We start from the raw sequence: 23,941 nt of genomic DNA, 5'->3' as shown, positions 1-23,941 counted from the left end.
GGCGCGGCCTGCGGCGGCGGCGCGGCGGCCACCGGGCGCTCGATCACGTTCGACGGCGCGACGGTCGGCGCCTGGATCGGCGGCTGCGCGGGCGCGGCCACGGTGCGCGGGGTATCGAGCAGCGCGGAGTATTCCCGGACCAGGCGGCCGCTGCCCCAGTCGACTTCGACCAGGAAGGTCACCAGCGGCTGGCTGACCGGCGCGTTGCTGGTCACGCGGATGACGGGTCGGCCCCGCTCGTCGAGCGCGACGGAGAACTGGAGGTCGGCGGCGGCGCCGCTCGGCGGTTCCAGGCCGATCCGGCGGAAGGTCTCCGGCGAGGCCAGGCGCGCCTGGAGCTGCTCCAGCTCTGCCGGATCGCTGGACACGATGGGGATTTCGGCCAGCAGCGGCTGGTCGACTTTGGATTTCACCTGGATCTGGCCAAGGCCCAGCGCAGCGGCCGGCCCGGCCGCAACGGCCAGGGCGATCGCCAGCGCGATGCGTCGAAGTGTCATGCCCTTCTCCCCTCAGGCCTGCGAAGACTGTAGCCGCGCACGCTTGCGACTGGCAATGCGTGCGCCGGCCTCCCTTGTCTTACAACGCAATCAGCGCTCGTCAGCGACCAGTTCGGCGATCTGCACCGCATTCAGCGCGGCGCCCTTGCGGATATTGTCCGAAACGATCCACAGGTTGACGGCGCGCGGGTGGGATTCGTCGTCGCGGATTCGCCCGACGTAGACCGGGTCCCGGCCCGAGGCGTGCGTCACCGGCGTCGGGTAGCCGCCCGGCACGGGTTCGTCGACGACCTCGACCCCCGGGGCGGCCAGCAGCATCGCGCGCACTTCAGCGGCCGTGATCTTCTCGCGGGTCTCCACGTTCACCGCCTCGGAGTGCCCGAAGAACACCGGCACGCGCACCGCGGTCGGGTTCACGCGCACGCTGTCGTCGCCGAGGATCTTGCGCGTCTCCCACACCAACTTCATCTCTTCCTTCGTGTAGCCGTTTGGCTGGAAGTCGTCGATGTGCGGGATCAGGTTGAAGGCGATCTGCACGGGGAAGCGCTGCGGTTCGGGCTCCTGGAAGTTGAGGATGCCCGCCGTCTGGCGCCCGAGTTCTTCCATCGCCGAACGCCCGCCGCCGGACACCGACTGGTAGGTCGCCACGTTGATGCGTTCGATGCCCACCTTGCGATGGATCGGCGCGAGCGCGACGAGCATCTGCATCGTCGAGCAATTGGGGTTGGCGATGATGCCGCGCGGGCGGTTGCGCACCTGCTCGGGATTCACTTCCGACACCACCAGCGGCACGTCGTCGTCGTAACGGAAGGCCGAGGAGTTGTCGATCACCACCGCGCCGGCGGCGGCGAACTTCGGCGCGTATTCCTTCGACGTCGCACCGCCCGCGGAGAACAGCGCGATGTCCACGCCAGTCGGATCGAAGCTCGCCAGGTCCTGCACCACGACGTCGCGATGGCCGAACTTGACGCGCGAACCCGCGGATTTCGCGCTGGCGAGCGCGATCAATTCGCCGACCGGGAAATTGCGCTCGTGCAGGATCGACAGCATGGTTTCGCCGACGGCGCCGGTGGCGCCGACGACGGCGACCTTGAGGGATTTGTTCGTCATGTGATCCGAGTTCGTGTTTCGTGGTTCGAAAAAAGCAGGAGCGGGCTCAGCGTTTGGCCTTGCCCGGTTTGATGCGCGGCGAGACGTCGCCCACGTCCCCGCATTGCGCGCGATGGCGCAGCGCCTGGTCCATCAGCACCAGCGCGACCATCGCTTCGCAGATGGGCGTGGCGCGAATGCCGACGCAGGGGTCGTGGCGACCATGCGTGACCACTTCGACCGCCTGCCCGTCCAGGTCCAGGCTGCGTGCCGGCAAGCGCAGGCTGGAGGTCGGCTTGAATGCCGCCGACACGATGACCTGCTGCCCCGTCGAGATGCCGCCGAGGATCCCGCCGGCATGGTTGGACTGGAAGCCGTCGGCCGTGATCTCGTCGCGATGTTCGCTGCCGTGCTGCGCGACGACCGCGAAGCCATCGCCGATTTCCACGCCCTTGACCGCGTTGATCGACATCAGCGCGCCGGCCAGTTCGCCATCGAGCTTGCCGTAGATGGGCTCGCCCCAACCCGGCGGCACGCCGTCGGCGACGACGGTGATGCGCGCGCCGACCGAATCGCCGGACTTGCGCAACGCATCCATGTACGCCTCGAGCTCGGTGACCTGCGCGCTGTCGGGCCAGAAGAACGGATTGCCTTCGACGGCATCCCAATCGAAACCGCGCGGCACTACATCGCCGATCTGCGCCAGGTATCCGCGCACGCGCACGCCGAACTTGTCGCGCAGCCAGCGCTTGGCGATCACGCCGGCCGCCACGCGCATCGTGGTTTCGCGCGCCGACGAGCGACCACCACCGCGCGGATCGCGATGCCCGTACTTCTGCCAATACGTGTAGTCGGCGTGCCCGGGGCGGAAGGTTTGCGCGATGTTCTCGTAGTCCTTCGACTTCGCATCGGTATTGCGCACCACCAGCGCGATCGGCGTGCCCGTCGTGCGGCCTTCGTACACGCCGCTGAGGATTTCGACGACGTCGGACTCGTGGCGCTGCGAGGTATGGCGCGTGCGACCCGTCGCGCGGCGCGCCAGGTCGTCGACGAAATCTTCCGGCGCGATCGAGATGCCCGGCGGACAACCGTCGATCACGCAACCGATCGCCGGGCCGTGCGACTCCCCGAAGGTGGTGACGCGGAGCAGCGTGCCGAAGGTGTTCACGAGGTCAGCGGCTCGGGCGGCGCAGGTCTGCGAGTTCGCGGATGCGCGCGTTGTGCTGGACCAGATCGGCGCATTCGGCGACGAAAATGCCCATCTGCCCGACCTTGAATTCCACCCATGCGAGCGGGAGTTCCGGCAACAGGTGCGACAGCGCCTTTTCGGATTCGCCGACTTCGCAGATCAGCAGGCCGTCGCGATCCAGGTGCAGCGGTGCGTCGCGCAGGATCTGCAGTGCGAGATCCAGGCCGTCAGCGCCGGCACGCAGGCCGAGGTCGGGCTCGTAGGCGTATTCCTTCGGCAGCGCGTCGGTTTCGTCGTTGGTGACGTAGGGCGGATTGGTGACGATCAGGTCGTAATGCTCGCCCTGCAGGCCGGAGAACAGGTCGGACTTCAGCAGGCGCACGTTGTCGGCGTGCAGGCGCGCCTTGTTTTCGTTGGCGAGCGCCAGCGCGTCGTCGGAGATGTCCGCGCCGTCGACATGCCAGTCGGGGTTGTAATGGCCCATCGCGATGGCGATGCAGCCCGAACCGGTGCACAGGTCGAGCGCGCGGCGCACTTCGCGGTCGCCGAGCCAGGGCTGGAAGCCGTGCTCGATCATCTCGGCGATGGGCGAACGCGGCACGAGCGCACGGCGATCGGTCTTGAAACTCAGGCCCGCGAACCACGCCTCGCCGGTGAGATAGGCCGCCGGCATGCGTTCCTCGATGCGGCGCAGGAACAGGCCGAGGACTTCTTCCTTCTCCGCTTCGGTGATGCGCGCGTTGCCGTACACCGGGCTGAGGTCGTGCGGCAGGTGCAGCGCGTGCAGCGTGAGCTGCGTGGCCTCGTCCAGCGCGTTGTCGTAGCTGTGCCCGAAGGTCAGGCCGGCCGCGTTGAAACGGCTCGCGCCGTAGCGGATCAGGTCGATGATCGTGGCCAGCTCGTCGGTCATGGGCGCGGCGCAGCGGCGAGGGCCGCGGTTGATAAGGGGCCGTGCATGATAGCGCGCCCGGTATCATCGTCAGCTTCGCGCCGCACCGCGTGGCGCCCGACGGAAGCCCTCGCATGTTCAACCGCACAACCGCCTGGATCCTCGTGGTCGCGCTGGCCGCCGCCATCGGCCTGTGGGCCGGGCATCGCTGGTTCACCCGCCCCGCCGCCCCCGCGCTGCCGCAGACCAAGGCCGTGCGCCTGTTCCCCGCGCCGCGGGAACTGCCTGCTTTCTCGCTGCAGCAGTCCGACGGCACGCGCCTGGTCCCGGGCGAACTGCAGGGGCATTGGACGATCGTCTTCCTCGGCTTCACGCATTGCCCGGACGTCTGCCCGACCACCCTCGCCGAACTCGGCGTGGCGCAGAAGCAGTGGGAGTCGATGCCCGACTCGGTGCGCCCGCGCGTGCTGTTCGTCTCCGTCGACCCCGAGCGCGACACCGCCATCCGCACCGGCGAGTACGCACACGCCTTCCATCGCGACACGCTCGCCGCCACCGGCGACCTGCCCGCACTCGAAGGCTTCGCACGCAGCCTGTCGCTGGTGTTCATGAAGGTGCCGCCGGAACCGGGCCAGCCGGAAGATCGCTACAACGTCGACCACAGCGGCGTCCTGGCCGTGCTCGATCCCAAGGGGCGCATGGCCGGCATCATTTCGCCGCCGCTGGTGCCGCAGGAGATCGCCTCCGATTTCCGGACGCTCACGTCGGCCGTGGCACGGTAAGCCGATGCAAGCGATCACCGCCCTCACCTACGTCCTGCCGCACCGGTTCCTCTCCTCGCTGGCGCGCAAGCTGGCCTATTCGACGAATCCGCGCACGAAGCAGTGGTTGATCGACACCGTCGTGCGCAAGTTCGACGTGAATCTGTCGGAGGCGATGGAACCGGACGCGACGCGTTACGCGTCCTTCAATGCGTTCTTCACGCGCGCATTGCGGCCGGGCGCGCGCACGCCGGATCCCGATCCGCGTGCGTTGGCGATGCCGGCCGACGGGCGCATCAGCGAATGCGGGCACATCGGGTTCGCGGGCGACGCGGAGCACGAAGACCCGGGCCACATTTTCCAGGCGAAGGGCCACGGGTTCAGCACGGCGCAGTTGCTGGGCGATGCGGAGAAGGCGAAGGTCTTCATCGGCGGGGCGTTCGCGACGGTGTATCTGTCGCCGCGCGACTATCACCGGGTGCACATGCCGTGGACGGGGACGTTGGTGGAGACGGTCCACATTCCGGGGCGGTTGTTCAGTGTCGGGGTGGATGCGGTCGGCAATGTGTCGCGGTTGTTCGCGCGCAATGAGCGGCTGGTCTGTCATTTCGAGACGGACTTCGGGCCGATGGCGTTGGTGATGGTTGGTGCGTTGTTGGTGTCGGGCGTCGAGACGGTGTGGAGCGGCGTGGAGATTCCGCCTTACGGTGGGCCGATCGTGCGCAAGGATTGGCGCGGGAAAGGGATCGTGTTGGAACGGTTCGCGGAGATGGCGCGGTTCAATTACGGGTCGACGGTGATCGTGTTGTTGCCGAAGGGTGTGGCGGAATTGGCGCCTGGGTTGCGGCCGCAGGGGCCTGTGTTGTTGGGGGAGAAGCTGGCGACGCTGAATTAGCGTCGTGTGTCGTGTTGCTGCGACACCAGATTGGCGCAGCGGCACGCCGTGTTGGAGTCCTTTTGACTCCGCTGAAGAGCAAACGCTCCGCAAAAGGACTCCAACACGACGCACCGCTGCGCCCACCWGGTGGCGGCGCACGCAAACAGCCGATGACAACTCCGCGCACCCCGCTTTACCCCACCCAAAAAGAAACCCGCCGTGCGGCGGGCTTCTTTTTGACCTCCCCTGGAGGGGAGGTGCAATCCGCTTTCCCATCAGGTCGCCGCGAGGAACGTCGCCTGCCAGAGGCGACCATGTGCGAAGACTCGAGCGCCGAGGTGGGCGACGTTCCGTCCGTCTGGAGTGCTGGCAGTCGGCGCGCATCGATGACCCGTGACGGACCCACTCATCAAGTGCTGTCGCGAGACCATCAGCCGCCAGCGCAGCGGTCGTCGCGTTGAAGGCCACATTGCGGAGCGTGAGCTCTTGCGGAGCAATGTGGCCTTCAATGCGGCGCGCCGATGCGCCCCGATGGTGTCGTTGAACCCAACCAACACGACGACAAACCAGCGCACCCCGCTTTACCCCACCCAAAAAGAAACCCGCCTTTCGGCGGGCTTCTTTTTGACCTCCCCTGGAGGGGAGGTGGAATCCTGCTCAGTCCGCCGTACACCCTTCCAGCTTCAACGTCTGCCCCGGACGAATCGCATACCGCGGCGCCTTGATGCTGTTGGCGTGCGCCAACTCCCGCATGTCGCACGAGAACTTCTTCGAGATCGCCGTCAGCGTCTCGCCCCCGCGGACCTTGTACTTGCTCGACTTCCCGGCCTTCGCCGGCTTGGGCGTCTCCGCCGAAGCCACCGGCGTCGGACGCGGCGTATCGTCGAGACTCGCGACCGTGGCGACACCGCGCACCGCCGAGGCCGCATCACTCATGACCAACTGATGCGCCAGATCCGCACGCGCCCCCTGCGCACAATGACGACCGTACAACCCGACGATCTTCGTCGTCGCATTGAGCGTGGCACCCGCCGGCAGCCAACTGTCCGCCTCGTAACGCGGATTGAGATTGCGCAACGCACGCATGTACCCGTCGCGCGTCCCGCCGTTGCCCAGGCAGATCGTCAACTCGTAGATCGAGGCCGCGCGCGTCAGCTTCAGCATCGCCGGCTTCGCATCGACCTTCGGGAACGTCAGCCCGTATTCCTTCGGATGCAGGAACAACCACGCCGCGGCGACCACCATCGGCACGTAATCGCGCGTCTCGGCCGGGAACTGGTTGTAGACCGACGCGTCCCAGAACCCCTGCCCGTTCGCACTGTTGAACACGCGCAAGGCGCGGCCTTCGCCGCCGTTGTAGGCCGCCAGCGCCAGCTCGATGCTGCGATTGAGCTGCGCCATGCGCTCGTTGAGATAGGCCGCGCTGGCTTCGGCGGAGGAACGCGCATCGAAGCGCGTGTCGAACCCCGTGCCGTCCGGCCCCAGGCCGAAGCGCTTGCCGGTGTTGTACATGAACTGCATCGGCCCCGCCGCGCCCGCACGCGAGCTGACATGGACCTTGCCGTTGGATTCCTTCGCCATGATGCCGAACAACAGCGCCTCGGGCAGGCCCGCGCGCTGGAACTCCGGCCACATCAGGTGGCGCATGTACTGGTAGTTCTCGTAGCTGCCGATCAGCGCCGGGCGCATGTCGGTCAGCCACTTGCGGATGCCGGCCTGCACCGCCGGGTTGTATTGCACCATCTGGTCGAAGCGATGGTCGTCCGACAACAGCTGTGCGGCGCGCGCGGCCTCGGGCACGTCGGTGGCGACCGAGGAGATCGCGTGGTCGTCGCCCTCGTCGTCGGCGGCGACGTCGTCGTCCGCGGACTGGGCTTCGCTGTCGGCCTTGGACTTCAGCAAGCGCTTGTAGGTGGCGAGCATCGTCGGCACCGAGCAGCCCTTGAGCTGCATGCAGGCGGCGATGACGTCTTCCATGTCCTCCAGCGCGGCATCGCTTTCCGCCGTGCCGCCCGGATCGGCGTTGCCGATGCGCACCAGCGCCGCGCGATAGCGCTGCTCGGCGGCCGCCATCCGCGTGTTCAACGCCTCGGCGGCGGCCTGGTCCCGCTTGGACGCGGCATGCGCGGGCGAAACGACGGCGGCCAGCGCCAGCGAGGTGGCGAAGCAGAGTGCGGCAAGGCGCGGGAAAACCGAATCGGACATCGAAATGAGGGCTTTTGGAGCGAAAGTGCGGTCGAAGGTATCGGCGCGCGTGCTGCACTGCAACCCATGCGTGATGTGAAACTGCGGACCCGTTGGTGGAATGCGCTCGCGTGGCCGACGCACGGCTAGAATCGCCCGACCTACCGACCGACTCTGAACAGGCGCTCCCATGGATCCCATCCTCGTCGGCAAGTCGGTCACCACGCCCCAGGGCGGCGCGGTCACGCTCGAACCGAAGTACGGCAACCGCCACGGCCTGGTCGCGGGCGCGACCGGCACCGGCAAGACGGTGACGCTGATGACGCTCGCCGAAGGCTTCTCGCGGCTGGGCGTGCCGGTGTTCCTCGCCGACGTCAAGGGCGACGTCGCCGGACTCGCGGTGGCCGGCACGCCGGACCAGAAGGTGCTCGATCGCGCGGCGCTGATCGGCGTGGCGAAATACGCGCCCGCCGCCAATCCGGTCATCTTCTGGGATCTGTTCGGAAAACTCGGACACCCGGTGCGCACGACCGTCAGCGAGATGGGCCCCACCCTGCTCGCGCGCATCCTCGAGCTCAACGACACGCAATCGGGCGTGCTCGACATCGTGTTCAAGCTCGCCGACGACCGCGGCCTGTTGCTGCTCGACCTGGAAGACCTGCGCGCCCTGCTCGGCGTGGTCGCCGACGAGCGCAAGGACATCTCCACGTCCTACGGCCTGGTCAGCACGCAATCGATCGGTGCGATCCAGCGCGCATTGCTGCGCCTGGAACAGGATGGCGCCGAACAATTCTTCGGCGAGCCGGCGCTGGAACTGGCCGACCTGATGCGCACCACGCCCGACGGCCGCGGCGTCATCGGCATCCTCGCCGCTTCGCAGCTCGTGCTCGAGCCGCGGCTGTATTCGAGCTTCCTGTTGTGGCTGTTGTCGGAATTGTTCGAAACGCTGCCGGAAGTGGGCGACCTGGACAAACCCAAGCTCGTGTTCGTCTTCGACGAAGCGCATCTGCTGTTCGACGACGCCCCGCCCGCGCTGCAACAGCGCGTCGAACAGGTCGTGCGCCTGATCCGTTCCAAGGGCGTGGGCGTGTATTTCTGTTCGCAGTTCCCCGACGATGTGCCCGATCAAATCCTCGGCCAACTCGGCAACCGCGTGCAGCACGCGCTGCGTGCGTTCACGCCGCGCGACCAGAAGGCCGTGCGCACCGCCGCGGAAACGTTCGTGGCGAATCCGAACCTCGATGTGAGCAAGACGATTTCCGCGCTCGGCGTCGGCGAAGCGCTCGTCTCCACGCTGCACGACATCGACGGCGCACGCGCCGTGCCCATGCCCGTCGAACGCACGCTCATCGCACCGCCGCATTGCCGCATGGGCGCGATCACCGACGCCGAACGCGCGCAGGTGCGCGCCGGCAGTCCGGTCGGCGCGAAGTACGACACGCGCATCGACCGCGAGTCGGCGGCGGAGAAACTCTCCGCGCACGCGCAGGCCGCCGCCGAACGCGTGGACGCACCGAAGGCGAAGTCGCGCGAGGAAGACGAACGCGACGAACCCGGCGTCGGCCAGGCGGTGAAGGACGCCGTGTTCGGCACCAAGCGGCGACAGGGCATGGTCGAAACCATGGCCAAGCAGACCGCGCGCACCGTCGGCAGCCAGATCGGCCGCCAGATCCTGCGCGGCGTACTGGGCAGCATCTTCGGCGGCTCGCGTCGCTGATTCGAAAACAAGAACGACAACGCACGATCCACTTTCGGGGGAATACAAATGCGCAAGTCCGTCTCGCTCCTGTTGCCCGTCCTCGCCCTGCTCGCCCTGTCGGCGTGCAAGCGCGAACAAGCCGCGCCGATCGCGCCGGCCGCCACCGTCGTCGCACCCGCGACCATGCAGGCGCCTGCGCCGGCGACCGTCGCCCCCGCGTTGGGCGTCTCCGAATCGCCGTCGCCGGGCGAACACACCACCTTCGATGCGAAAGCCTTCGCCGGCACCTTCTCCAGCGAAGGGATGGACGTGGCATTCGCCGCAGACGGCACTTACACGTTGAACACGCATGCGGCGGATGCGAGCACGGGAACGTGGTCGCTCGAACCCGACGCGCGCCACATCCGCCTCGATCCGAACGCGAAGTCCGAGGACGACCGCGTGTACGAACTGGTCGACAACGACCACCTCAAGGCCGCGAACGGCCCGCAGGTGCTGCGCCGCGCAGGCAGCGCGCAATGAGCACGGTGCCTCGCGCCGCGATGGCGCCGGAACCGTTCTGGCAACGCATTCCCGCAATACTGCTGTATCCGCTGCGCGGCGGGGCGTTCGTCACGTTGGTGATGCTCGCGGGGCTTGCGATCGCGCGCGTGCTGCCCTTCATCGGGTGGTTGATCGGCATCGCGATGTGGCTGGCCGCCTACAAGTACGCCTTCGAAATCCTGCGGCGCTCGGCGGACGGCGACATGGAATCGCCGGAAGTGATCCTGACCGTCGACAACGGCGTGGTGTGGCGTTTCCTCGCGCTGCAGATCCTGCTCGGCGCGCTGTTCTTCGCGCTGATCCTGACCAAGAGCGTGTTGCTGATCGTCGGTGGCCTGGCGTTGCTGGTGTTTCTGCAGCCGGCGTTGACGATGACGCTGGCGATGACCGGCAGCCTGTCGGCGGCCCTGAATCCGGCGACGTCGTTTTCGGTCGTCGCGCGCATCGGCTGGCCTTACCTGGCCGTTGTCGGGGCGCTGTTCGTCATCCAGTTGGGCGCGGTGATGGCCGGCGCGTGGTTCGGCCATATCGTGCCGTCGTTCGTCGCGAACTGGCTGGCGACGGTGCTCGGGTTCTGGGGCTTGTTCTGCGCGTTCCATCTGATGGGCTACCTGATCTTCCAGGCGCACGAGGAACTCGGATACGCGCCTGCGACACTGCAACCCGATGCCGTGCGGCCGGCCATCGGCGCCGCCGCCGTCGATCCGGTGATCGCCCAGTCCGAGCCGCTGATCCGCGAAGGACGCATCACCGACGCGATCGCCCTGTTGCGCACCGAAGTGCGCACGCGCGCGGTTTCGGTCGAGGTGCATGAACTGTATCGCCGCCTGTTGCAGCAGGCCGGCGATGTCCGCGTGGTGCAGGAACACGCGCGCCAGTTCCTGCATCAGTTGATGATGGAAAAGCAGGACCGCAAGGCGCTGCCCTTGCTGCGCGAAAGCCTCGACGCCGATCCGGCCTTCGTCCCCCTGCTGCCGGAACACGGCGCACGGCTGGCCGAACAGGCGCGTCTCGGCGGCCAGGCGCAGCTTGCGGTCGACACGCTGCATGCGCTGTTCAACGCGCATCCGGGCGATCCGGCGTCGGCGCAATGGGGCCTCACGGCGGCGATGTTGCTGCTGGAGCGTTTCAACCGCCCGGCCGAAGCGAAGGTCTTGCTGGAACGCGCGCGAACGCGCACTCAGGATCCGGCGCTGCTGCAGAAAATCGATGCGGCGTTGAGCCTCACGTAACGCGCATGGGACGCTGGCGGCCACCCGGGGAAAAAGCCACCGCGCTGATCACGCGCGAAGGGCATGCGCGCCTGAAGGCCGAACTCGACGATCTGTGGCGCGTGCGCCGGCCGGAAGTGGTGAAGGCCCTCGCCGCCGCCGCGGCCGAAGGCGATCGTTCCGAAAACGCCGAATACACGTATCGCAAGAAGCAGCTCGGCGAGATCGATCGGCGCGTGCGCTATCTGTCCAAGCGCCTGGAGGCCTTGCGCGTGGTCGACACCGCGCCGTCGGATCGGGAAGCGGTGTTCTTCGGCGCGCAGGTGCAGATCGAACATGCGACCACGGGCGAGACGCAGACCTATCGCATCGTCGGTCCGGACGAGACCGATGCGAAGCTCGGGTGGATCAGCGTGGATTCGCCGCTGGCGCGGGCGATGTTGAAGAAGCGTGTGGACGATGAATTTGAAGCGACGCTTCCGGGTGGGGTTGCGCGGTATTTCATTGTCGAGGTGAGGTACTGACGTCGCTGGGTATCCCCCTCAATCGCGCTTTGCGCGATTGATCCCCCTTGGAAGGGGGATGGGATCAAGCCGCGTTGTAGGCCACTTCGCCGTACAGGTCGTGTTCGTCGGAGCCCAGGATCTCGACGTCGACGAAGTCGCCCGGCTTCAGGCCCGCTTCGCGGCCATCCTGGATCTGCACGAGGCCGTCGATTTCCGGCGCGTCGAAGCGCGAGCGCGCGATCGCCAGGTCGCCGTCGATCGCATCGACGATGCACCGCTGCGTCGTCCCGATCTTCGCTTCCAGGCGCCCCGCGGAAATGGCGGCCTGTCGCTCCATGAAACGCGCCAGGCGCTCCTGCTTCACGTCTTCGGACACCGGATCGGGCAACGCATTCGCCGTCGCGCCGTCGACCGGCGAGTAGGCGAAGGCGCCGACGCGGTCGAGCTGCGCTTCATCGAGGAAGTCCAGCAGCGTTTCGAATTCCGCTTCCGTTTCGCCGGGGAAGCCGACGATGAAGGTCGAGCGGATGGCGAGTTCCGGGCAGATCTCGCGCCACTTGTGCACGCGCTCGAGCGTCTTCTCCACCGCACCCGGGCGCTTCATCAGCTTGAGGATGCGCGGCGCGGCGTGCTGGAACGGGATGTCGAGGTAAGGCAGCAACTTGCCGTCGGCCATCAACGGAATGATGTCGTCGACGTGCGGATACGGATACACGTAGTGCAGGCGCGTCCAGATGCCGAGCTCGGACAAGCCTTCGCACAGCGCTTTCATGCGCGTCTGGTAGGCCTTGCCGCGCCAGGTGCGCTCGGCGTACTTCACGTCGACACCGTAGGCGGACGTGTCCTGCGAGATCACGAGCAATTCGCGCACGCCGCCCATCGCGAGCTTTTCGGCTTCGCGCAGCACATCGTCGACGGGGCGCGAGACCAGATCGCCACGCATCGACGGAATGATGCAGAAGGTGCAGCGGTGATTGCAGCCTTCGGAAATCTTGAGGTACGCGTAGTGCTTCGGCGTGAGCTTCAGGCCGTAATCGGGCACCAGATCGACGAAGGGATCGTGCGACGGTGGCAGCGCGAGATGCACCGCTTCCATCACCGACTTGTAGTCCTGCGGGCCGCTGATCGACAGCACGCCCGGGTGCGCTTCGCGGATCTGTTCGGGCTTCTTGCCGAGGCAGCCGGTGACGATCACCTTGCCGTTTTCCGCGATGGCCTCGCCGATGGCCTCGAGCGATTCGGTCACCGCCGAATCGATGAACCCGCAGGTGTTCACCACGACGATGTCGGCATCGTCGTAGGTCTGCACGATGTCGTAGCCCTCGACCTTGAGCTGGGTGAGGATGCGTTCGGAGTCGACGAGCGCCTTCGGGCACCCGAGGCTGACGAACCCGACCCTGCCTCCCTGGCTGGCGGACTTGGGCTTGGTGGCGGTGGACATCGCGGGGCGGACCGGGGGGCTGCGGAAGGTCGCGGATTATAGAGGCGGGGCGGGTCCGTACGGCCGCTTGTCCATCGATCCGCGCTTGATGATTCAGCCATTTTCCAAGGAGTACGATGCCCCCGTGCCCATCGCCAGGAGGCCCGCGCCATGCACGGATGGATCGATATCGAGACCCCGCACGGGCCGGTGCGGGGTTGGCGCGCCGAGCCGGCGGGCCCCTCGAAGGGCGCGGTGGTGGTGATCCAGGAAATCTTCGGCGTGAACCCGCACATCCGCAGCGTCGCCGACCGGCTGGCCGATGCCGGCTTCGTGGCGCTCGCGCCGGCGCTGTTCGATCCGGTCGAGCACGGGGTCGAACTGGGCTACGACGATGCCGGCATCCAGCGCGCCCGCGCCCTGGTTTCGGCGCTGGGCACCGAGCGCGCGATGGATGTCGTCAACGCGACCGCCGAAAAACTGCAGATGGAAGGCCTGCGCGTGGGCGCGGTCGGATTCTGCTGGGGCGGCACCCTCGCCTTCCTGTGCGCGACGCGCCTCTCGTTGCCCGCGGTGGGTTACTACGGCGCGCGCAGCGTGCCTTTCCTCGACGAGAAGGCCGGGGCCGCGTTGATGTTCCACTTCGGCGCGAACGACAACACCATTCCCCCGCAGGACGTCGCGCTGCACCGCCAGAAGCAACCGCAGGCGCAGACCTTCGTCTACGAAGGCACCGGTCATGCGTTCAACCGCGACGTGGATCCGAAGGTGTACGACGCCGACGCGGCGAAGCTCGCCTGGCAGCGGACCTGCGACTTCCTCGAGACGCAGTTGCGATGAACCTCGACAGCTGGCACCTGCACCCGCAACTGGCCGACGACACGCATCCGGTCGCGACCTGGCCGCTGTGCGAAGTGCGCCTGATGGACGATGCCAACCATCCCTGGTTGATCCTCGTCCCGCGCATCGCCGAAGCGACCGAAGTCACCGACCTGGCACCGCCGCAGCAACTGGTGATGGTCCAGGAGATCGACCGCGCGTGCCGTGCGTTGCAGGTGTTCCGTCCGCACAAGCTCAACGTCGCCGCGCTCGGCAACCTGGTCCCGCAATTGCACATCCACGTCATCGCCCGCTACCGCGAGGACATCGCCTGGCCGCGCCCGGTCTGGGGCATGGCGGCCGCGAAACCCTACGCCCCGGAGTTGCTGATCGAGCGGATTCAGCTGTTGCGCGCGACAATCGGCGAACGTCCCTGACCCATCCGGAGTTCGCAATGCGCAAGTTGTTCCTGGCCGCCGCGCTGGCCGTCCTCGCCTTGCCTGCGCAAGCGGGCCTGTTCGACAAGAAGCCCGACGACGTCGCGAACGAAGCGGTCAAAAATAACCTGATGGCAGTGACGATCTGGGTCGATGCCACCTGGGGTTTCCGCAACCAGGGCGCCGCCAATGCGCTCAGCCGCGCACACCAGGCCTTCGCCACGCGCGGGTACAAGGTGCAGAGCGTGGAGCCGTACATCGAGAACGGCGACCTGCAGGGCTTCTTCGTGACCTACCAGAAGCCCTGATCGCGAAACCATCCTCCGCCGCGAACGCGGCGGAGGATGCGCAGACTCAACCCTTCAACACCTGCGTGCCCGCGATCAGATCGTGGCCACAGCGGCGGTCGGCGCGGAAGATCAGCAACACGTCGATCAGCGTGAGCACGGTGCCGAGCACCGGGATCGAACCGGCGACATGCACCGGCAGGTAGCGCTTGAGGATCAGCGTGCCGAAGGCCGGCTGCGTGCCATCGAGCAGCGCAATGCGGATGCCCATGATCTTCTTGCCCCAGGTCTGCGCGGTCTGCGACAGCGGCCAGCCCTGCACGATGAGGAACACGAGGAAGCCTGCGAACGCATAGCCCAACAGGACCGAGATTGCAGCGGTGTCGCCATTCCGCATCCGCTCGAAGTAACCGGTCGCGAACATCACCGGCAGCATGATCGCCAGCAGGATGATGCCGTCGAGGAAGGCCGCGAGGAAACGTTCACCGCGACTGGCGAGTGCTTCTTCGACCGGCTCTGCCACGTTGGCGCTGGGCGCCTGGTACGGATTGTTGTCCATCGTTTTCCCCTCCCCTGGTGGATGTTGGAACCTACGTCCGCGGCAGCGTGACCCCCGTCTGCCCCTGGTATTTGCCGCCGCGGTCCTTGTACGAGGTTTCGCACACTTCGTCGGACTGGAAGAACAACATCTGCGCCACGCCCTCGTTGGCGTAGATGCGCGCCGGCAACGGCGTGGTGTTGCTGAACTCCAGCGTCACGTGCCCTTCCCATTCCGGTTCCAGCGGCGTGACGTTGACGATGATGCCGCAGCGCGCGTAGGTGCTCTTGCCCAGGCACACCACGAGCGTGTCGCGCGGGATGCGGAAGTATTCGACCGTGCGCGCCAGCGCGAAGGAATTGGGCGGGATGATGCACACGTCCGATTCGATGTCCACGAAGCTGCCCGAGTCGAAATGCTTGGGGTCGACGATCGTGGAATTGATGTTGGTGAAGACCTTGAACTCGCGCGAGCAACGCACGTCGTAGCCGTAGCTGGAGGTGCCGTAGCTGACGATGCGGTGGCCATCGGCGGCGTGCTTGACCTGACCGGGTTCGAACGGCTCGATCATCTTCTGCTGTTCGACCATGCGGCGGATCCAGCGGTCGCTCTTGATGCTCATGCGGTCTCGTACAGGTTGGCGATTGCGGGATTGTAGGGCGTTCTATAGCAGCTGCGCGCCCAGCGACACGGGCGCGCGCGGGCGGCTGGCGAGTTCGGCCGCCATGCGGCGCGCGACGGCGCGGTAGGCCGCGGCGGCCGGCGAATCGGGGACGGCGACGACGATCGGCGTACCGGCGTCGCCCTGCTGGCGGATGCCGATTTCCAGCGGCAGCGAACCGAGCAAGGGCGTGCCGTACTGCGCGGCGATGCGCTCGCCGCCGCCATGGCCGAACACATGTTCGACGTGGCCGCAGTTCGAGCAGGTATGCACGGCCATGTTCTCGACCAGGCCCAGCACCGGCACTTCGACTTTTTCGAACATGCGCAGCGCCTTGCGCGCATCCAGCGTCGCCACGTCCTGCGGCGTGGTGACCACCACGGCACCGGCGACGGGGATCTTCTGCGCGAGCGTCAGCTGGATGTCGCCGGTGCCCGGCGGCAGGTCGACGAACAGGTAATCGAGCTGGCCTTCGCCGCCCCACAGCGTCTGTTCGAGCAATTGGGTCAGCGCGGAGGTGGCCATCGGGCCGCGCCAGATCATCGGCGTGTCCTGTTCGACCATCAGGCCGATCGACATCGCCTCGACCCCGTGCGCGTGCATCGGTTCGATCGCCTTGCCGTCGGGGCTGTCGGGGCGGCCGGTGAGGCCGAGCATCGTCGGAATGCTGGGGCCGTAAACGTCGGCATCGAGCACACCCACGCGCGCGCCTTCGCCGGCCAGCGCCAGCGCGAGGTTCACCGTGGTCGTCGACTTGCCCACGCCGCCCTTGCCCGAGCCGACCGCGATGACGTTGCGGATGCGCGCCAGCGGCGCGAGTTTCCCTTGCGGCGCGTGCGCGTCGATCCGGGTCTGCAGTTCGAGGCTGGCGAGCTTCAGGCCTTCGGCCGAGACCGCTTCGGCGACCTGCGCGCGCAACATCTCGTGCCAGCTCGCGGCCGGATACCCCAGCGTGACGGCGACGGCGGCCTGGCCGTCGCTGACGGCGGCGCGGATGCGCGCGCCGGTTTGCGCGAGCGTCAGGCCCGCGGCGGGGTCGCGGAGGGCGGCGATCCGGGATTCGAGCGGGGTCATGGCGGGCACTGCGGGGGAAGGCGCGCATTGTAGGCTGAACCGCGGCGCGACCCCGGATTCCGTACGCACCCGGATGCGGTATAAAGCCGCCAGTCCGCCGGATTCGTGCGGGCATCTTCAACGATCCCTGGGAGGGGACCCATGCGCACCAAGTTCTTCGCGTCCGTGCTGGCGATGCCGCTGCTCGCCGCTGTGTTCGCCGCGTCGGCCCAGACGCCCGATCCGGTCATCGGCAAATGGAAGACCTTCGACGACGAGACCGGCAAGGCCATGTCGATCACGGAGGTGTATCGCACCAAGAATGGCGGCATCGCGGCCAAGGTCGTCGAAACGCTCAACAAGCCCAACGCCACGTGCGACAAGTGCGACGGCGCGGACAAGGGCAAGCCGGTCACCGGCATGCTGGTGTTCTGGGACGTGAAGCAGACCGATGGCGTGTGGGGCGGCGGCCAGGGCTTCAAGCCTTCGGCCGGCGAACACTTCAAGGTCAAGAGCGTCAAGGCCTCGGCCGACGGCAAGCACCTGGAAATCACCGGCTGCAAGTTCGTGTTCTGCCGCACCGGCAAGTGGGAACGCACCGACTGAAGTTCGCGTCCACGCGATCGACTCCAAAGCCCGGCGCAAGCCGGGCTTTTTCGTGTCCGTGCCATAATCGCCGGCCCTGTTCGAAACACGCGCCATGCCCCGCCACGTCGCCGTCTCCTGCGCCCTGCCCTACGCCAACGGCCCGCTGCACCTCGGGCATCTGGTCGGCTACATCCAGGGCGACATCTGGGTGCGCGCACGGCGCATGGCCGGCGACGCGGTGCGCTTCGTGTGCGCCGACGACACGCACGGCACGCCGATCATGCTCGCGGCGGAGAAAGCCGGCACGACGCCCGAGGCGTTCATCGCCGCGATCCAGGCGCAGCACGAACGCGACTTCGCCGCCTTCCACGTCGCCTTCGATCATTACGATTCGACCAACTCGCCGGCCAACCGCCAGCTGACCGAAGCGATCTACGCCGCGCTCGATGCACGCGGCCACATCGCGCGGCGCAGCGTGGCGCAGTTCTACGATCCGGCGAAGGGCATGTTCCTGCCCGACCGTTACATCAAGGGCATCTGCCCGAATTGCGGCACGCCCGACCAGTACGGCGACAACTGCGAAAACTGCGGCGCCACTTACGCGCCGACCGACCTGAAGGAACCGCGCTCGGTGCTCAGCGGCGCCACGCCCGAGCTGCGCGATTCGGATCACTTCTTCTTCGAAGTCGGCCGCTTCAGCGATTTCCTGCGCCAATGGCTGGACAGCGACGTCGCGATCCCCGGCGTGCGCGCCAAGCTGCTCGAATGGCTCGACGCCGAAGGCGGCCTGCGCGCGTGGGACATCTCGCGCGATGCGCCCTACTTCGGGTTCGAAATTCCCGGGCACCCCGGCAAGTACTTCTACGTGTGGCTCGACGCGCCGATCGGTTACCTCTCGGCGCTGCAGGTGTTGTGCGAACGCGACGGCGCGAACTTCATGCAGTACCTCGCGCACGACAGCGAAGCGGAACTGCACCACTTCATCGGCAAGGACATCGTCAACTTCCACGGCCTGTTCTGGCCGGCGGTGCTGCACGGCGCGGGCTTCCGCGCGCCGACGAAGCTGCACGTCAACGGGTATCTCACCGTCGACGGCGCGAAGATGTCCAAGTCGCGCGGCACCTTCGTCATGGCCAGCACCTATCTGGACGCCGGCCTGGAACCCGAAGCGCTGCGTTACTACTTCGCCGCCAAATCCGGCGGCGGCGTCGACGACCTCGACCTCAACCTGCACGACTTCGTCGCGCGCGTGAACAGCGATTTGGTGGGCAAGTTCGTGAACCTGGCCAGCCGCTGCGCCGGTTTCATCGAGAAGCGTTTCGACGGCCAACTCGCCGGTGCATTGCCCGATGCGGCGATGTACACGCGCTTCGTCGATGCGATCCCGCAGGTCGCCGCCGCTTACGAAGCCAACCAGCCCGCCGCGGTGTTGCGCCACGCGATGGCGCTCGCCGACGAAGCGAACCGTTACATCGACGAAACCAAACCCTGGGTGCTCGCCAAGCAGGAAGGCGCCGATGCGCAGCTGCAGGCCGTTTGCACGCAGGGCCTGAACCTGTTCCGCGTGCTCGCCGCGATGCTCAAGCCGGTGCTGCCCTTGCTGTCGCAGCGCGCCGAAGGCTTCCTGCGCGCGCCCGTCGCGGGTTGGCAGGACCTGGCGCAGCCGCTGCTGGCGCATCGCATCGACGCTTACGTTCCCCTGTTCACCCGCATCGACCCCAAGCACATCGACCAAATGACCGAAGCCAGCAAGGACACCATGGCGCCGACCGCGCCGCAGCCCGTCGCCGCCGTTGCCGCCGCAAAGCCCGAGGCGCCGAAGGCCGTGGCCGCCGACGTGGCGCACATCGGCATCGACGACTTCGCCAAGCTCGACCTGCGCGTGGCGAAGGTCCTCGCCTGCGAGTTCGTCGAAGGCTCCGACAAGTTGCTGCGTTTCGAACTCGACGCGGGCGAACTGGGCAAGCGCCAGATTTTCTCCGGCATCCGCGCGTCCTACGGCGATCCGGCCGCGCTGGTCGGTCGCAACGTGGTGTTCATCGCCAACCTCGCGCCGCGCAAGATGCGCTTCGGCGTGAGCGAAGGGATGATCCTGTCCGCCGGCGCCGATGGCGGTGGCCTGCACCTGCTCGACGCACAGGGCGCGCCCGCGGGTTCGCCGGTGAAGTGATGTTGGACCCGTGAACGCGATCGAACTCGTCGAACGTCTCGATCGCGTCCTGCCGCAGACGCAGTGCGGCCAGTGCGGATTCGCCGGATGCCGGCCCTACGCCGAAGCGATGGCGCGCGGCGAAGCGGGTGTCGAACGATGCCCGCCCGGCGGCGATGCGGGCGCGCGTGCGCTCGCGAAAATCCTCGATGTCGCGCCGGTGCCCTTCGATCGCACGCGCGGCGAACACAAGCCGCCGCTGCTCGCCTACATCGTCGAGCCCGATTGCATCGGCTGCACCAAGTGCATCCAGGCCTGTCCGGTCGATGCGATCGTCGGCGGCAGCAAGCGCATGCACACGGTCATCGAACCGCTGTGCACCGGTTGCGAACTCTGCGTCCCCGCATGCCCGGTGGATTGCATCGTGATGATCGCGCCGTAGCGATCAGTGCCGGCGCATCGGTTCGCCGAAGGTCAGCCAGAAGCCGTTGTTGTCGCGCAGGATGAACTCGCGCATGCCGTAGAAGGTGTCGTGCGGGCCTTCGAACACCGACACGCCCCTGGGGAGCGCTTCGAACAGCGCATCGACGTTTTCGACGCCCAGGTACAAGTCGGCATCGCGGCGCGGCGCATCGCTCGCATGGCCGCCGCAGTTGAACATCACGCGGCCCTCGCCGTAGCCGAGCAGCGCCCAGGTCAGTTCGCCCTCTTCTTCCGCCGACTCGAGCAACGTGAATCCCACCGAGACGTACCACGCGATCGTCGCGCGGATGTCGGGCACCTGCAGCATGGGCGTGATCGTGGCCATGTGCGTCACTTCGCGCAGGCCGAGCAAACGCGCTCGACCTTGTAGCCCTGCGCCTTCATGCGTTCGACCACCCCGTCCTTGCCGAGCAGGTGCAACGCGCCGACCACGACGAGCGTGTCGTCGGTGCCCGGCGTGTCCAGGCGCTTGCGGAGCATCGGCACCCACGCCGCGTTGCGATCGCTGTTGATCGTCTTGTAGAGCCCGGGATATTCATCGCGGAACTCGACGCCGAGCTTCGTCCACAACTTGTCGACGTTGCCGCTGCGCCACAGCGTGTGCAGCTCTTGCAGTGCTTCCGGGCCGCCGTCGTGCTCGTCGAGCGATTCGGCCATCAGTTGCAGTTGCTCGGCCTTGCCCATGTCCTCGAACATCGCCAGCTGCTTCATGCCGCCTTCCAGCCCCTGCGTGCGCTTGCCGTCGGCCTTGGCCTGCTTGCCCAGGTGCGCATCCAGACCGAGTTCCGAATCGAAGCCCGCCGTGCGCGCTTCGGCGATCGTCACCAACAGGCTGGCGTACCACGCGTCGACCACCTGGAACATCTCCGGCTGCAGGCCCATCTGCCGGAGCGTGGGGTCGTTCTCGCGCAACCACGTGGCCAGGCGCGCGCGCAACGCGGGCGTCAGGTCGTCGTCGAGCTTGCTGCCGTCGGTGCGCAGCGCGGCCTGCGTCATCGCCACGCTGAGGTCTTGCGACAGCATTTCTTCGGGCGCCAGTTCGAACACCACTTCTTCGGCGTCGGCGTAAGCCGCGTCGATGTCCTTCGACAAGGGATAGTCGTCCTTCGTCAGCATGTGGAAGGAGCCGAGCAGGTACACGGTGTTGTCCTTGTCGGAGACCTTCCACAGCAGCGGCACCGGCGTCGTGGACTTCGACAGCGGCGCGATGTTGTCGGCGGCGAACGACGGGGAAGCGAAGGCGAGCGTTGCGGCAAGCAGCCAGGTGCGACGCATGGAGGATCCTCGGGTCAATGCTTTGCGTAGACGCGTTCGCCGGCTTCGACCGCCAGGTCGAGGCGATTGGCGACCGGCGGCAACGGACAGGTGGCGAAGGCGGTGAACGCGCACGGCGGGTTTTCGGCGCGATTGAAATCGATCGTCATCTGCCGGTTCGCGGTGGGGCGCGCGAGATCGAGATAGCGGCCGGCCGGATAACTCCCGTGTCCGCTCGTGCGATCGGCGTAGACGAGGAAGAGCGTCGGTTCGCCCTGGTCCAGCAATTCCAGGCGATGCGTCTTGCCGCCCTGCACGAATTCCACGGCGCCGGGATTGGGCACCTGTTCGACCATGTTGACGATGTTGACGATCGGCAAGGTCGTTCCCGCCGGATGCGGAATGAAGCGCCCGGCGACCTTCCATTCGGGGCCACCGGGCCAGAACTGCAGGCCCGCGAAATGCAGGCGCGCGGCGGCGTCGCTGTGCTTAACGCGCAGCGCGATGCGATCGCCGCGCTTGATGATCGTCGCCACGCCCTTGCCGTCGTCGAATCCGATCTTGTTCGGGCCGCCCTCGTCCGCATCGGTCTTCAGCACCGTCGCGCCAACGAACGGCGTGCCATCGAGCGTCACCGCGACGCTCTTGTCCGGCACGAAGGTGACGCGGCCATCGGCGCCCAGATCGAACATGCCCAGGTGTTCGGGGCCCATCGTCATGCGCAGGCCGTTGCTGCCCGCGGTGCCGGCGTAATGCGAGCCGGGGTCGATCCAGTGCAGGCCGACGACCGACGTCCAACCATCGGGCGCCGTCAGCTCGGCCACGCGCGCATCGCGCCAGGGCTTTTCCGAGGCAGCGAACGCACGTTCGCGCGCTTCCGCCGCCGCCTTCGCCGCGGCTTCGTCGTTGCCCTTGCCGCAGCCGCCCAACGCGAGCGTGCAGGCCAACAGGGCCAACGCGTAATGCTTCCCCTTCCCCATGTTCAACGCCCTCGCAGGAACCATTTGTCGATGTCGGCCAATGCGAACCGCGTCCACGTGGGACGGCCGTGGTTGCATTGGCCGGAACGTTCGGTCGCTTCCATTTCGCGCAGCAGCGCGTTCATTTCGGCAATGGTGAGACGACGGTTGGCGCGCACGGCGCCGTGGCAGGCCATCGTCGACAACAATTCGTCGCGTGCGGCCGCGATGCGGCGCGATTGTCCGTGTTCGCGCAGGTCGGCGAGCACGTCGCGCAACAAGGCCTCCACGTCGCCGTCTGCGAGCAGGGCCGGCACGCTGCGCAGCAACAGCGAACCGGGGCCGCTGCGCGTGAGTTCGAAACCGAGCGCGGCGAGCGTGCCCGCCTCCCGTTCGGCGACGTCGGCTTCGCGTTCGGAGACCGCGACATTCATCGGGACCAACAGCGGCTGCGTGCGCAGGCCTTCGCCGTCGTGCGCGCCCTTGAGCTTTTCGTACCCGATGCGCTCGTGCGCGGCGTGCATGTCGACGACGATCAGGCCTTCCGCATTCTCGGCGAGGATGTAGATGCCGTGGAGTTGCGCGATGGCGAATCCGAGCGGTGGCGCGGCGTCGTCGCGCGCGTCGGGCATCGGCATCGGACGCGGGGCTTCGGCGAGCGCGACATCGTCGTTGGCGTACAGCGCCGCGTATGCCGCGCGCGCATCGCCAACACGCAGCGACAGGCCGGACTGATCCGCGCCGGTCCACGAGGGGCCGACCCACGTGCGCGAATTCGTTTCGGCAGCGACAGGTGCCGCTGTTTCCGCGGACAAACCCGCGCGCGTTTCGGCAAGCGCCGCATGCAACGTGCGATAGACGAAGTCGTGCACCAGGCGCGATTCGCGGAAACGCACTTCGTGCTTGGCCGGATGGACGTTGACGTCGACCGTGCGCGGATCGAGTTCGAGGAACAACACGTACGCCGGTTGGCGCCCATGGAACAACACGTCGGCATAGGCCTGCTTCACCGCATGCGCGACGTTGCGATCGCGCACGCTGCGGCCGTTGACGTAGAGATACTGCTGGTCGGCGCTCGCGCGGTTGTACACCGGCTGCGCGATCCAGCCATGCAGGCGCAAACCGGCGCCTGCGTGTTCGACGCGCAGCGCGTGCTTCGCGAATTCTTCGCCCAGGGTTTCGAGCAGGCGGTCGGTGGACGCGAGCATGCCGTCGCCGCGGTAACGACGCGCCGGGCGGCCGTTGTGCGAGACGCGCAATTCGACATCGGGGCGCGCGAGCGCGAGCGAACGCAACCATTCCTCGATGTGGCCCAGCTCGGTGCGTTCGGCGCGCAGGAACTTGCGACGCGCGGGGACGTTGTAGAACAGGTCGCGCACCTCGACGGTCGTGCCGTGCGGATGCGCTTTCGGTGCAACATCGCCGAAGCGGCCGCCGTCGACCTGCAAAGCCGCGCCATGGTCGGCATCGGTGCGTCGCGAGGCGAGCATGAAGCGGCTGACCGAGGCGATCGACGGCAAGGCTTCGCCGCGGAAACCGAGCGTGGCGACGGCTTCCAGATCGTCGAGCGAAGCGATCTTGCTGGTCGCGTGCCGCTGCACGGCGAGCGCGAGCTCTTCCGGCGCGATGCCGCCACCGTCGTCGCGCACGCGGATCAGGCGGATGCCGCCTTCTTCCAGGTCGATTTCGACGCGGCGCGCACCGGCGTCCAGCGCGTTCTCCACCAATTCCTTGACCACCGACGCGGGCCGTTCGACGACCTCGCCTGCGGCGATCTGGTTGATCAGGGTGTCGGGAAGTTGGCGGATGGGCACTGCACGGCGCTGCACGGAAGAGCAGCGCCGATCA

General features: G+C 67.2%; 25 protein-coding genes. 12 read left to right on the top strand and 13 right to left on the bottom strand.

Annotated elements, in window-relative coordinates:
- From AC1DOM_RS07820 to prmB, 4 genes are all read right to left on the bottom strand, one after another.
- Positions 1–497 (bottom strand): type IV pilus assembly protein FimV (locus AC1DOM_RS07820; RefSeq protein ID WP_498961931.1); only part of this gene is annotated, 497 nt, incomplete at its 3' end.
- A gap of 90 nt (positions 498–587) precedes the next feature.
- Positions 588–1,607: an aspartate-semialdehyde dehydrogenase gene (locus tag AC1DOM_RS07815; RefSeq protein ID WP_498961929.1), complete on the bottom strand. Its 1,020-nt coding sequence runs from the start codon at positions 1,605–1,607 to the stop codon at positions 588–590.
- Between the two features lie 46 nt (positions 1,608–1,653).
- Positions 1,654–2,754, bottom strand: a complete 1,101-nt coding sequence (gene aroC, locus AC1DOM_RS07810; protein ID WP_498961927.1) for a chorismate synthase — start codon at positions 2,752–2,754, stop codon at positions 1,654–1,656.
- Positions 2,755–2,758: 4 nt separating this feature from the next.
- Entirely contained in the window at positions 2,759–3,685 is a 927-nt protein-coding gene (gene prmB, locus AC1DOM_RS07805) for a 50S ribosomal protein L3 N(5)-glutamine methyltransferase (RefSeq protein ID WP_498961925.1), read from the bottom strand.
- A gap of 113 nt (positions 3,686–3,798) precedes the next feature.
- On the opposite strand from prmB, the gene AC1DOM_RS07800 reads away from it, so the two are divergent.
- Together AC1DOM_RS07800 and asd are read left to right on the top strand one after the other, a co-directional pair.
- Positions 3,799–4,446, top strand: coding sequence for an SCO family protein (locus tag AC1DOM_RS07800; protein WP_498961923.1), 648 nt, complete (start codon positions 3,799–3,801; stop codon positions 4,444–4,446).
- 4 nt (positions 4,447–4,450) lie between these two features.
- A complete protein-coding gene (asd, locus tag AC1DOM_RS07795; RefSeq protein ID WP_498961921.1) occupies positions 4,451–5,320 on the top strand; it encodes an archaetidylserine decarboxylase in 870 nt (289 codons plus the stop codon).
- A 639-nt stretch (positions 5,321–5,959) separates the two neighbouring features.
- Here asd and AC1DOM_RS07790 read toward each other — a convergent pair.
- On the bottom strand, positions 5,960–7,507 hold the full coding sequence (locus tag AC1DOM_RS07790; protein WP_498961919.1) for a transglycosylase SLT domain-containing protein: 1,548 nt from the start codon (positions 7,505–7,507) through the stop codon (positions 5,960–5,962).
- A 169-nt stretch (positions 7,508–7,676) separates the two neighbouring features.
- On the opposite strand from AC1DOM_RS07790, the gene AC1DOM_RS07785 reads away from it, so the two are divergent.
- The 4 genes from AC1DOM_RS07785 to greB are packed head-to-tail and all read left to right on the top strand — an operon-like array spanning position 7,677 to position 11,463.
- Positions 7,677–9,203, top strand: coding sequence for a helicase HerA-like domain-containing protein (locus tag AC1DOM_RS07785; protein ID WP_498961917.1), 1,527 nt, complete (start codon positions 7,677–7,679; stop codon positions 9,201–9,203).
- Between the two features lie 48 nt (positions 9,204–9,251).
- Complete coding sequence (locus AC1DOM_RS07780; RefSeq protein WP_498961915.1) at positions 9,252–9,707, top strand: hypothetical protein; 456 nt, start codon at positions 9,252–9,254, stop codon at positions 9,705–9,707.
- Positions 9,704–10,960: a hypothetical protein gene (locus AC1DOM_RS07775; protein WP_498961913.1), complete on the top strand. Its 1,257-nt coding sequence runs from the start codon at positions 9,704–9,706 to the stop codon at positions 10,958–10,960. Before AC1DOM_RS07780 ends, AC1DOM_RS07775 begins: the two co-directional genes overlap by 4 nt.
- A 5-nt stretch (positions 10,961–10,965) precedes the next feature.
- A complete protein-coding gene (gene greB, locus AC1DOM_RS07770) occupies positions 10,966–11,463 on the top strand; it encodes a transcription elongation factor GreB (protein ID WP_498961911.1) in 498 nt (165 codons plus the stop codon).
- A 64-nt stretch (positions 11,464–11,527) separates the two neighbouring features.
- Here greB and rimO read toward each other — a convergent pair whose 3' ends face one another.
- Positions 11,528–12,886, bottom strand: a complete 1,359-nt coding sequence (gene rimO, locus AC1DOM_RS07765) for a 30S ribosomal protein S12 methylthiotransferase RimO (protein WP_498961909.1) — start codon at positions 12,884–12,886, stop codon at positions 11,528–11,530.
- A 150-nt stretch (positions 12,887–13,036) separates the two neighbouring features.
- Between rimO and AC1DOM_RS07760 the strand changes: the two genes are divergently transcribed.
- The 3 genes from AC1DOM_RS07760 to AC1DOM_RS07750 are packed head-to-tail and all read left to right on the top strand — an operon-like array spanning position 13,037 to position 14,429.
- Positions 13,037–13,705: a dienelactone hydrolase family protein gene (locus tag AC1DOM_RS07760; protein WP_498961907.1), complete on the top strand. Its 669-nt coding sequence runs from the start codon at positions 13,037–13,039 to the stop codon at positions 13,703–13,705.
- Positions 13,702–14,121 carry an HIT domain-containing protein gene (locus AC1DOM_RS07755; protein ID WP_498961905.1) on the top strand — a complete coding sequence of 140 codons (420 nt, stop codon included), beginning with the start codon at positions 13,702–13,704 and terminating at the stop codon, positions 14,119–14,121. Before AC1DOM_RS07760 ends, AC1DOM_RS07755 begins: the two co-directional genes overlap by 4 nt.
- A 17-nt stretch (positions 14,122–14,138) precedes the next feature.
- Complete coding sequence (locus tag AC1DOM_RS07750; protein ID WP_498961903.1) at positions 14,139–14,429, top strand: hypothetical protein; 291 nt, start codon at positions 14,139–14,141, stop codon at positions 14,427–14,429.
- A 46-nt stretch (positions 14,430–14,475) separates the two neighbouring features.
- Here AC1DOM_RS07750 and AC1DOM_RS07745 read toward each other — a convergent pair whose 3' ends face one another.
- Genes AC1DOM_RS07745 through apbC form a run of 3 tightly spaced genes read right to left on the bottom strand, consistent with a single transcriptional unit; the run spans position 14,476 to position 16,681 of the window.
- Entirely contained in the window at positions 14,476–14,967 is a 492-nt protein-coding gene (locus AC1DOM_RS07745) for an RDD family protein (RefSeq protein ID WP_498961901.1), read from the bottom strand.
- Between the two features lie 31 nt (positions 14,968–14,998).
- Positions 14,999–15,568: a dCTP deaminase gene (gene dcd / locus AC1DOM_RS07740; protein ID WP_036166972.1), complete on the bottom strand. Its 570-nt coding sequence runs from the start codon at positions 15,566–15,568 to the stop codon at positions 14,999–15,001.
- A gap of 42 nt (positions 15,569–15,610) precedes the next feature.
- Positions 15,611–16,681: an iron-sulfur cluster carrier protein ApbC gene (gene apbC, locus AC1DOM_RS07735; protein WP_498961899.1), complete on the bottom strand. Its 1,071-nt coding sequence runs from the start codon at positions 16,679–16,681 to the stop codon at positions 15,611–15,613.
- Positions 16,682–16,822: 141 nt separating this feature from the next.
- Here apbC and AC1DOM_RS07730 point away from each other — a divergent pair, with 141 nt between their 5' ends.
- The 3 genes from AC1DOM_RS07730 to rnfB all read left to right on the top strand — a co-directional run bounded on the left by AC1DOM_RS07730 (position 16,823) and on the right by rnfB (position 19,839).
- Positions 16,823–17,266 carry a DUF2147 domain-containing protein gene (locus tag AC1DOM_RS07730; RefSeq protein ID WP_498961897.1) on the top strand — a complete coding sequence of 148 codons (444 nt, stop codon included), beginning with the start codon at positions 16,823–16,825 and terminating at the stop codon, positions 17,264–17,266.
- A 94-nt stretch (positions 17,267–17,360) separates the two neighbouring features.
- A complete protein-coding gene (gene metG / locus AC1DOM_RS07725) occupies positions 17,361–19,418 on the top strand; it encodes a methionine--tRNA ligase (protein WP_498961895.1) in 2,058 nt (685 codons plus the stop codon).
- Between the two features lie 10 nt (positions 19,419–19,428).
- Positions 19,429–19,839: an Rnf electron transport complex subunit RnfB gene (gene rnfB / locus AC1DOM_RS07720; protein ID WP_498961893.1), complete on the top strand. Its 411-nt coding sequence runs from the start codon at positions 19,429–19,431 to the stop codon at positions 19,837–19,839.
- Between the two features lie 3 nt (positions 19,840–19,842).
- Here the strand turns inward: rnfB and AC1DOM_RS07715 are convergent, their stop codons facing one another.
- Genes AC1DOM_RS07715 through mutL form a run of 4 tightly spaced genes read right to left on the bottom strand, consistent with a single transcriptional unit; the run spans position 19,843 to position 23,907 of the window.
- The gene (locus AC1DOM_RS07715) at positions 19,843–20,205 is read right to left on the bottom strand and encodes a VOC family protein (RefSeq protein WP_498961891.1); all 363 of its coding nucleotides are present in this window, start codon (positions 20,203–20,205) and stop codon (positions 19,843–19,845) included.
- A gap of 5 nt (positions 20,206–20,210) precedes the next feature.
- A complete protein-coding gene (locus AC1DOM_RS07710; protein ID WP_498961889.1) occupies positions 20,211–21,155 on the bottom strand; it encodes a TraB/GumN family protein in 945 nt (314 codons plus the stop codon).
- Positions 21,156–21,169: 14 nt separating this feature from the next.
- On the bottom strand, positions 21,170–22,120 hold the full coding sequence (locus AC1DOM_RS07705; RefSeq protein ID WP_498961887.1) for a DUF1684 domain-containing protein: 951 nt from the start codon (positions 22,118–22,120) through the stop codon (positions 21,170–21,172).
- A complete protein-coding gene (gene mutL, locus AC1DOM_RS07700) occupies positions 22,117–23,907 on the bottom strand; it encodes a DNA mismatch repair endonuclease MutL (RefSeq protein WP_498961949.1) in 1,791 nt (596 codons plus the stop codon). Before mutL ends, AC1DOM_RS07705 begins: the two co-directional genes overlap by 4 nt.
- Positions 23,908–23,941 lie beyond the last annotated feature (34 nt).

The organism is Lysobacter sp. P5_B12 (assembly GCF_056400425.1).
This window is presented reverse-complemented; position numbering and strand designations above follow the sequence as displayed.

Excerpts from the sequence above, each read along its gene's own strand:
- AC1DOM_RS07710 (WP_498961889.1), bottom strand. The coding sequence starts at position 21,155 with ATGCGTCGCACCTGGCTGCTTGCCGCAACGCTCGCCTTCGCTTCCCCG.
- AC1DOM_RS07730 (WP_498961897.1), top strand. The coding sequence starts at position 16,823 with ATGCGCACCAAGTTCTTCGCGTCCGTGCTGGCGATGCCGCTGCTCGCC.
- AC1DOM_RS07790 (WP_498961919.1), bottom strand. The coding sequence starts at position 7,507 with ATGTCCGATTCGGTTTTCCCGCGCCTTGCCGCACTCTGCTTCGCCACC.
- metG (WP_498961895.1), top strand. The coding sequence starts at position 17,361 with ATGCCCCGCCACGTCGCCGTCTCCTGCGCCCTGCCCTACGCCAACGGC.
- AC1DOM_RS07750 (WP_498961903.1), top strand. The coding sequence starts at position 14,139 with ATGCGCAAGTTGTTCCTGGCCGCCGCGCTGGCCGTCCTCGCCTTGCCT.
- dcd (WP_036166972.1), bottom strand. The coding sequence starts at position 15,568 with ATGAGCATCAAGAGCGACCGCTGGATCCGCCGCATGGTCGAACAGCAG.
- AC1DOM_RS07780 (WP_498961915.1), top strand. The coding sequence starts at position 9,252 with ATGCGCAAGTCCGTCTCGCTCCTGTTGCCCGTCCTCGCCCTGCTCGCC.
- AC1DOM_RS07815 (WP_498961929.1), bottom strand. The coding sequence starts at position 1,607 with ATGACGAACAAATCCCTCAAGGTCGCCGTCGTCGGCGCCACCGGCGCC.
- greB (WP_498961911.1), top strand. The coding sequence starts at position 10,966 with ATGGGACGCTGGCGGCCACCCGGGGAAAAAGCCACCGCGCTGATCACG.
- prmB (WP_498961925.1), bottom strand. The coding sequence starts at position 3,685 with ATGACCGACGAGCTGGCCACGATCATCGACCTGATCCGCTACGGCGCG.
- AC1DOM_RS07785 (WP_498961917.1), top strand. The coding sequence starts at position 7,677 with ATGGATCCCATCCTCGTCGGCAAGTCGGTCACCACGCCCCAGGGCGGC.
- rimO (WP_498961909.1), bottom strand. The coding sequence starts at position 12,886 with ATGTCCACCGCCACCAAGCCCAAGTCCGCCAGCCAGGGAGGCAGGGTC.
- apbC (WP_498961899.1), bottom strand. The coding sequence starts at position 16,681 with ATGACCCCGCTCGAATCCCGGATCGCCGCCCTCCGCGACCCCGCCGCG.
- AC1DOM_RS07800 (WP_498961923.1), top strand. The coding sequence starts at position 3,799 with ATGTTCAACCGCACAACCGCCTGGATCCTCGTGGTCGCGCTGGCCGCC.
- asd (WP_498961921.1), top strand. The coding sequence starts at position 4,451 with ATGCAAGCGATCACCGCCCTCACCTACGTCCTGCCGCACCGGTTCCTC.
- AC1DOM_RS07755 (WP_498961905.1), top strand. The coding sequence starts at position 13,702 with ATGAACCTCGACAGCTGGCACCTGCACCCGCAACTGGCCGACGACACG.
- AC1DOM_RS07715 (WP_498961891.1), bottom strand. The coding sequence starts at position 20,205 with ATGGCCACGATCACGCCCATGCTGCAGGTGCCCGACATCCGCGCGACG.
- AC1DOM_RS07745 (WP_498961901.1), bottom strand. The coding sequence starts at position 14,967 with ATGGACAACAATCCGTACCAGGCGCCCAGCGCCAACGTGGCAGAGCCG.
- AC1DOM_RS07760 (WP_498961907.1), top strand. The coding sequence starts at position 13,037 with ATGCACGGATGGATCGATATCGAGACCCCGCACGGGCCGGTGCGGGGT.
- AC1DOM_RS07775 (WP_498961913.1), top strand. The coding sequence starts at position 9,704 with ATGAGCACGGTGCCTCGCGCCGCGATGGCGCCGGAACCGTTCTGGCAA.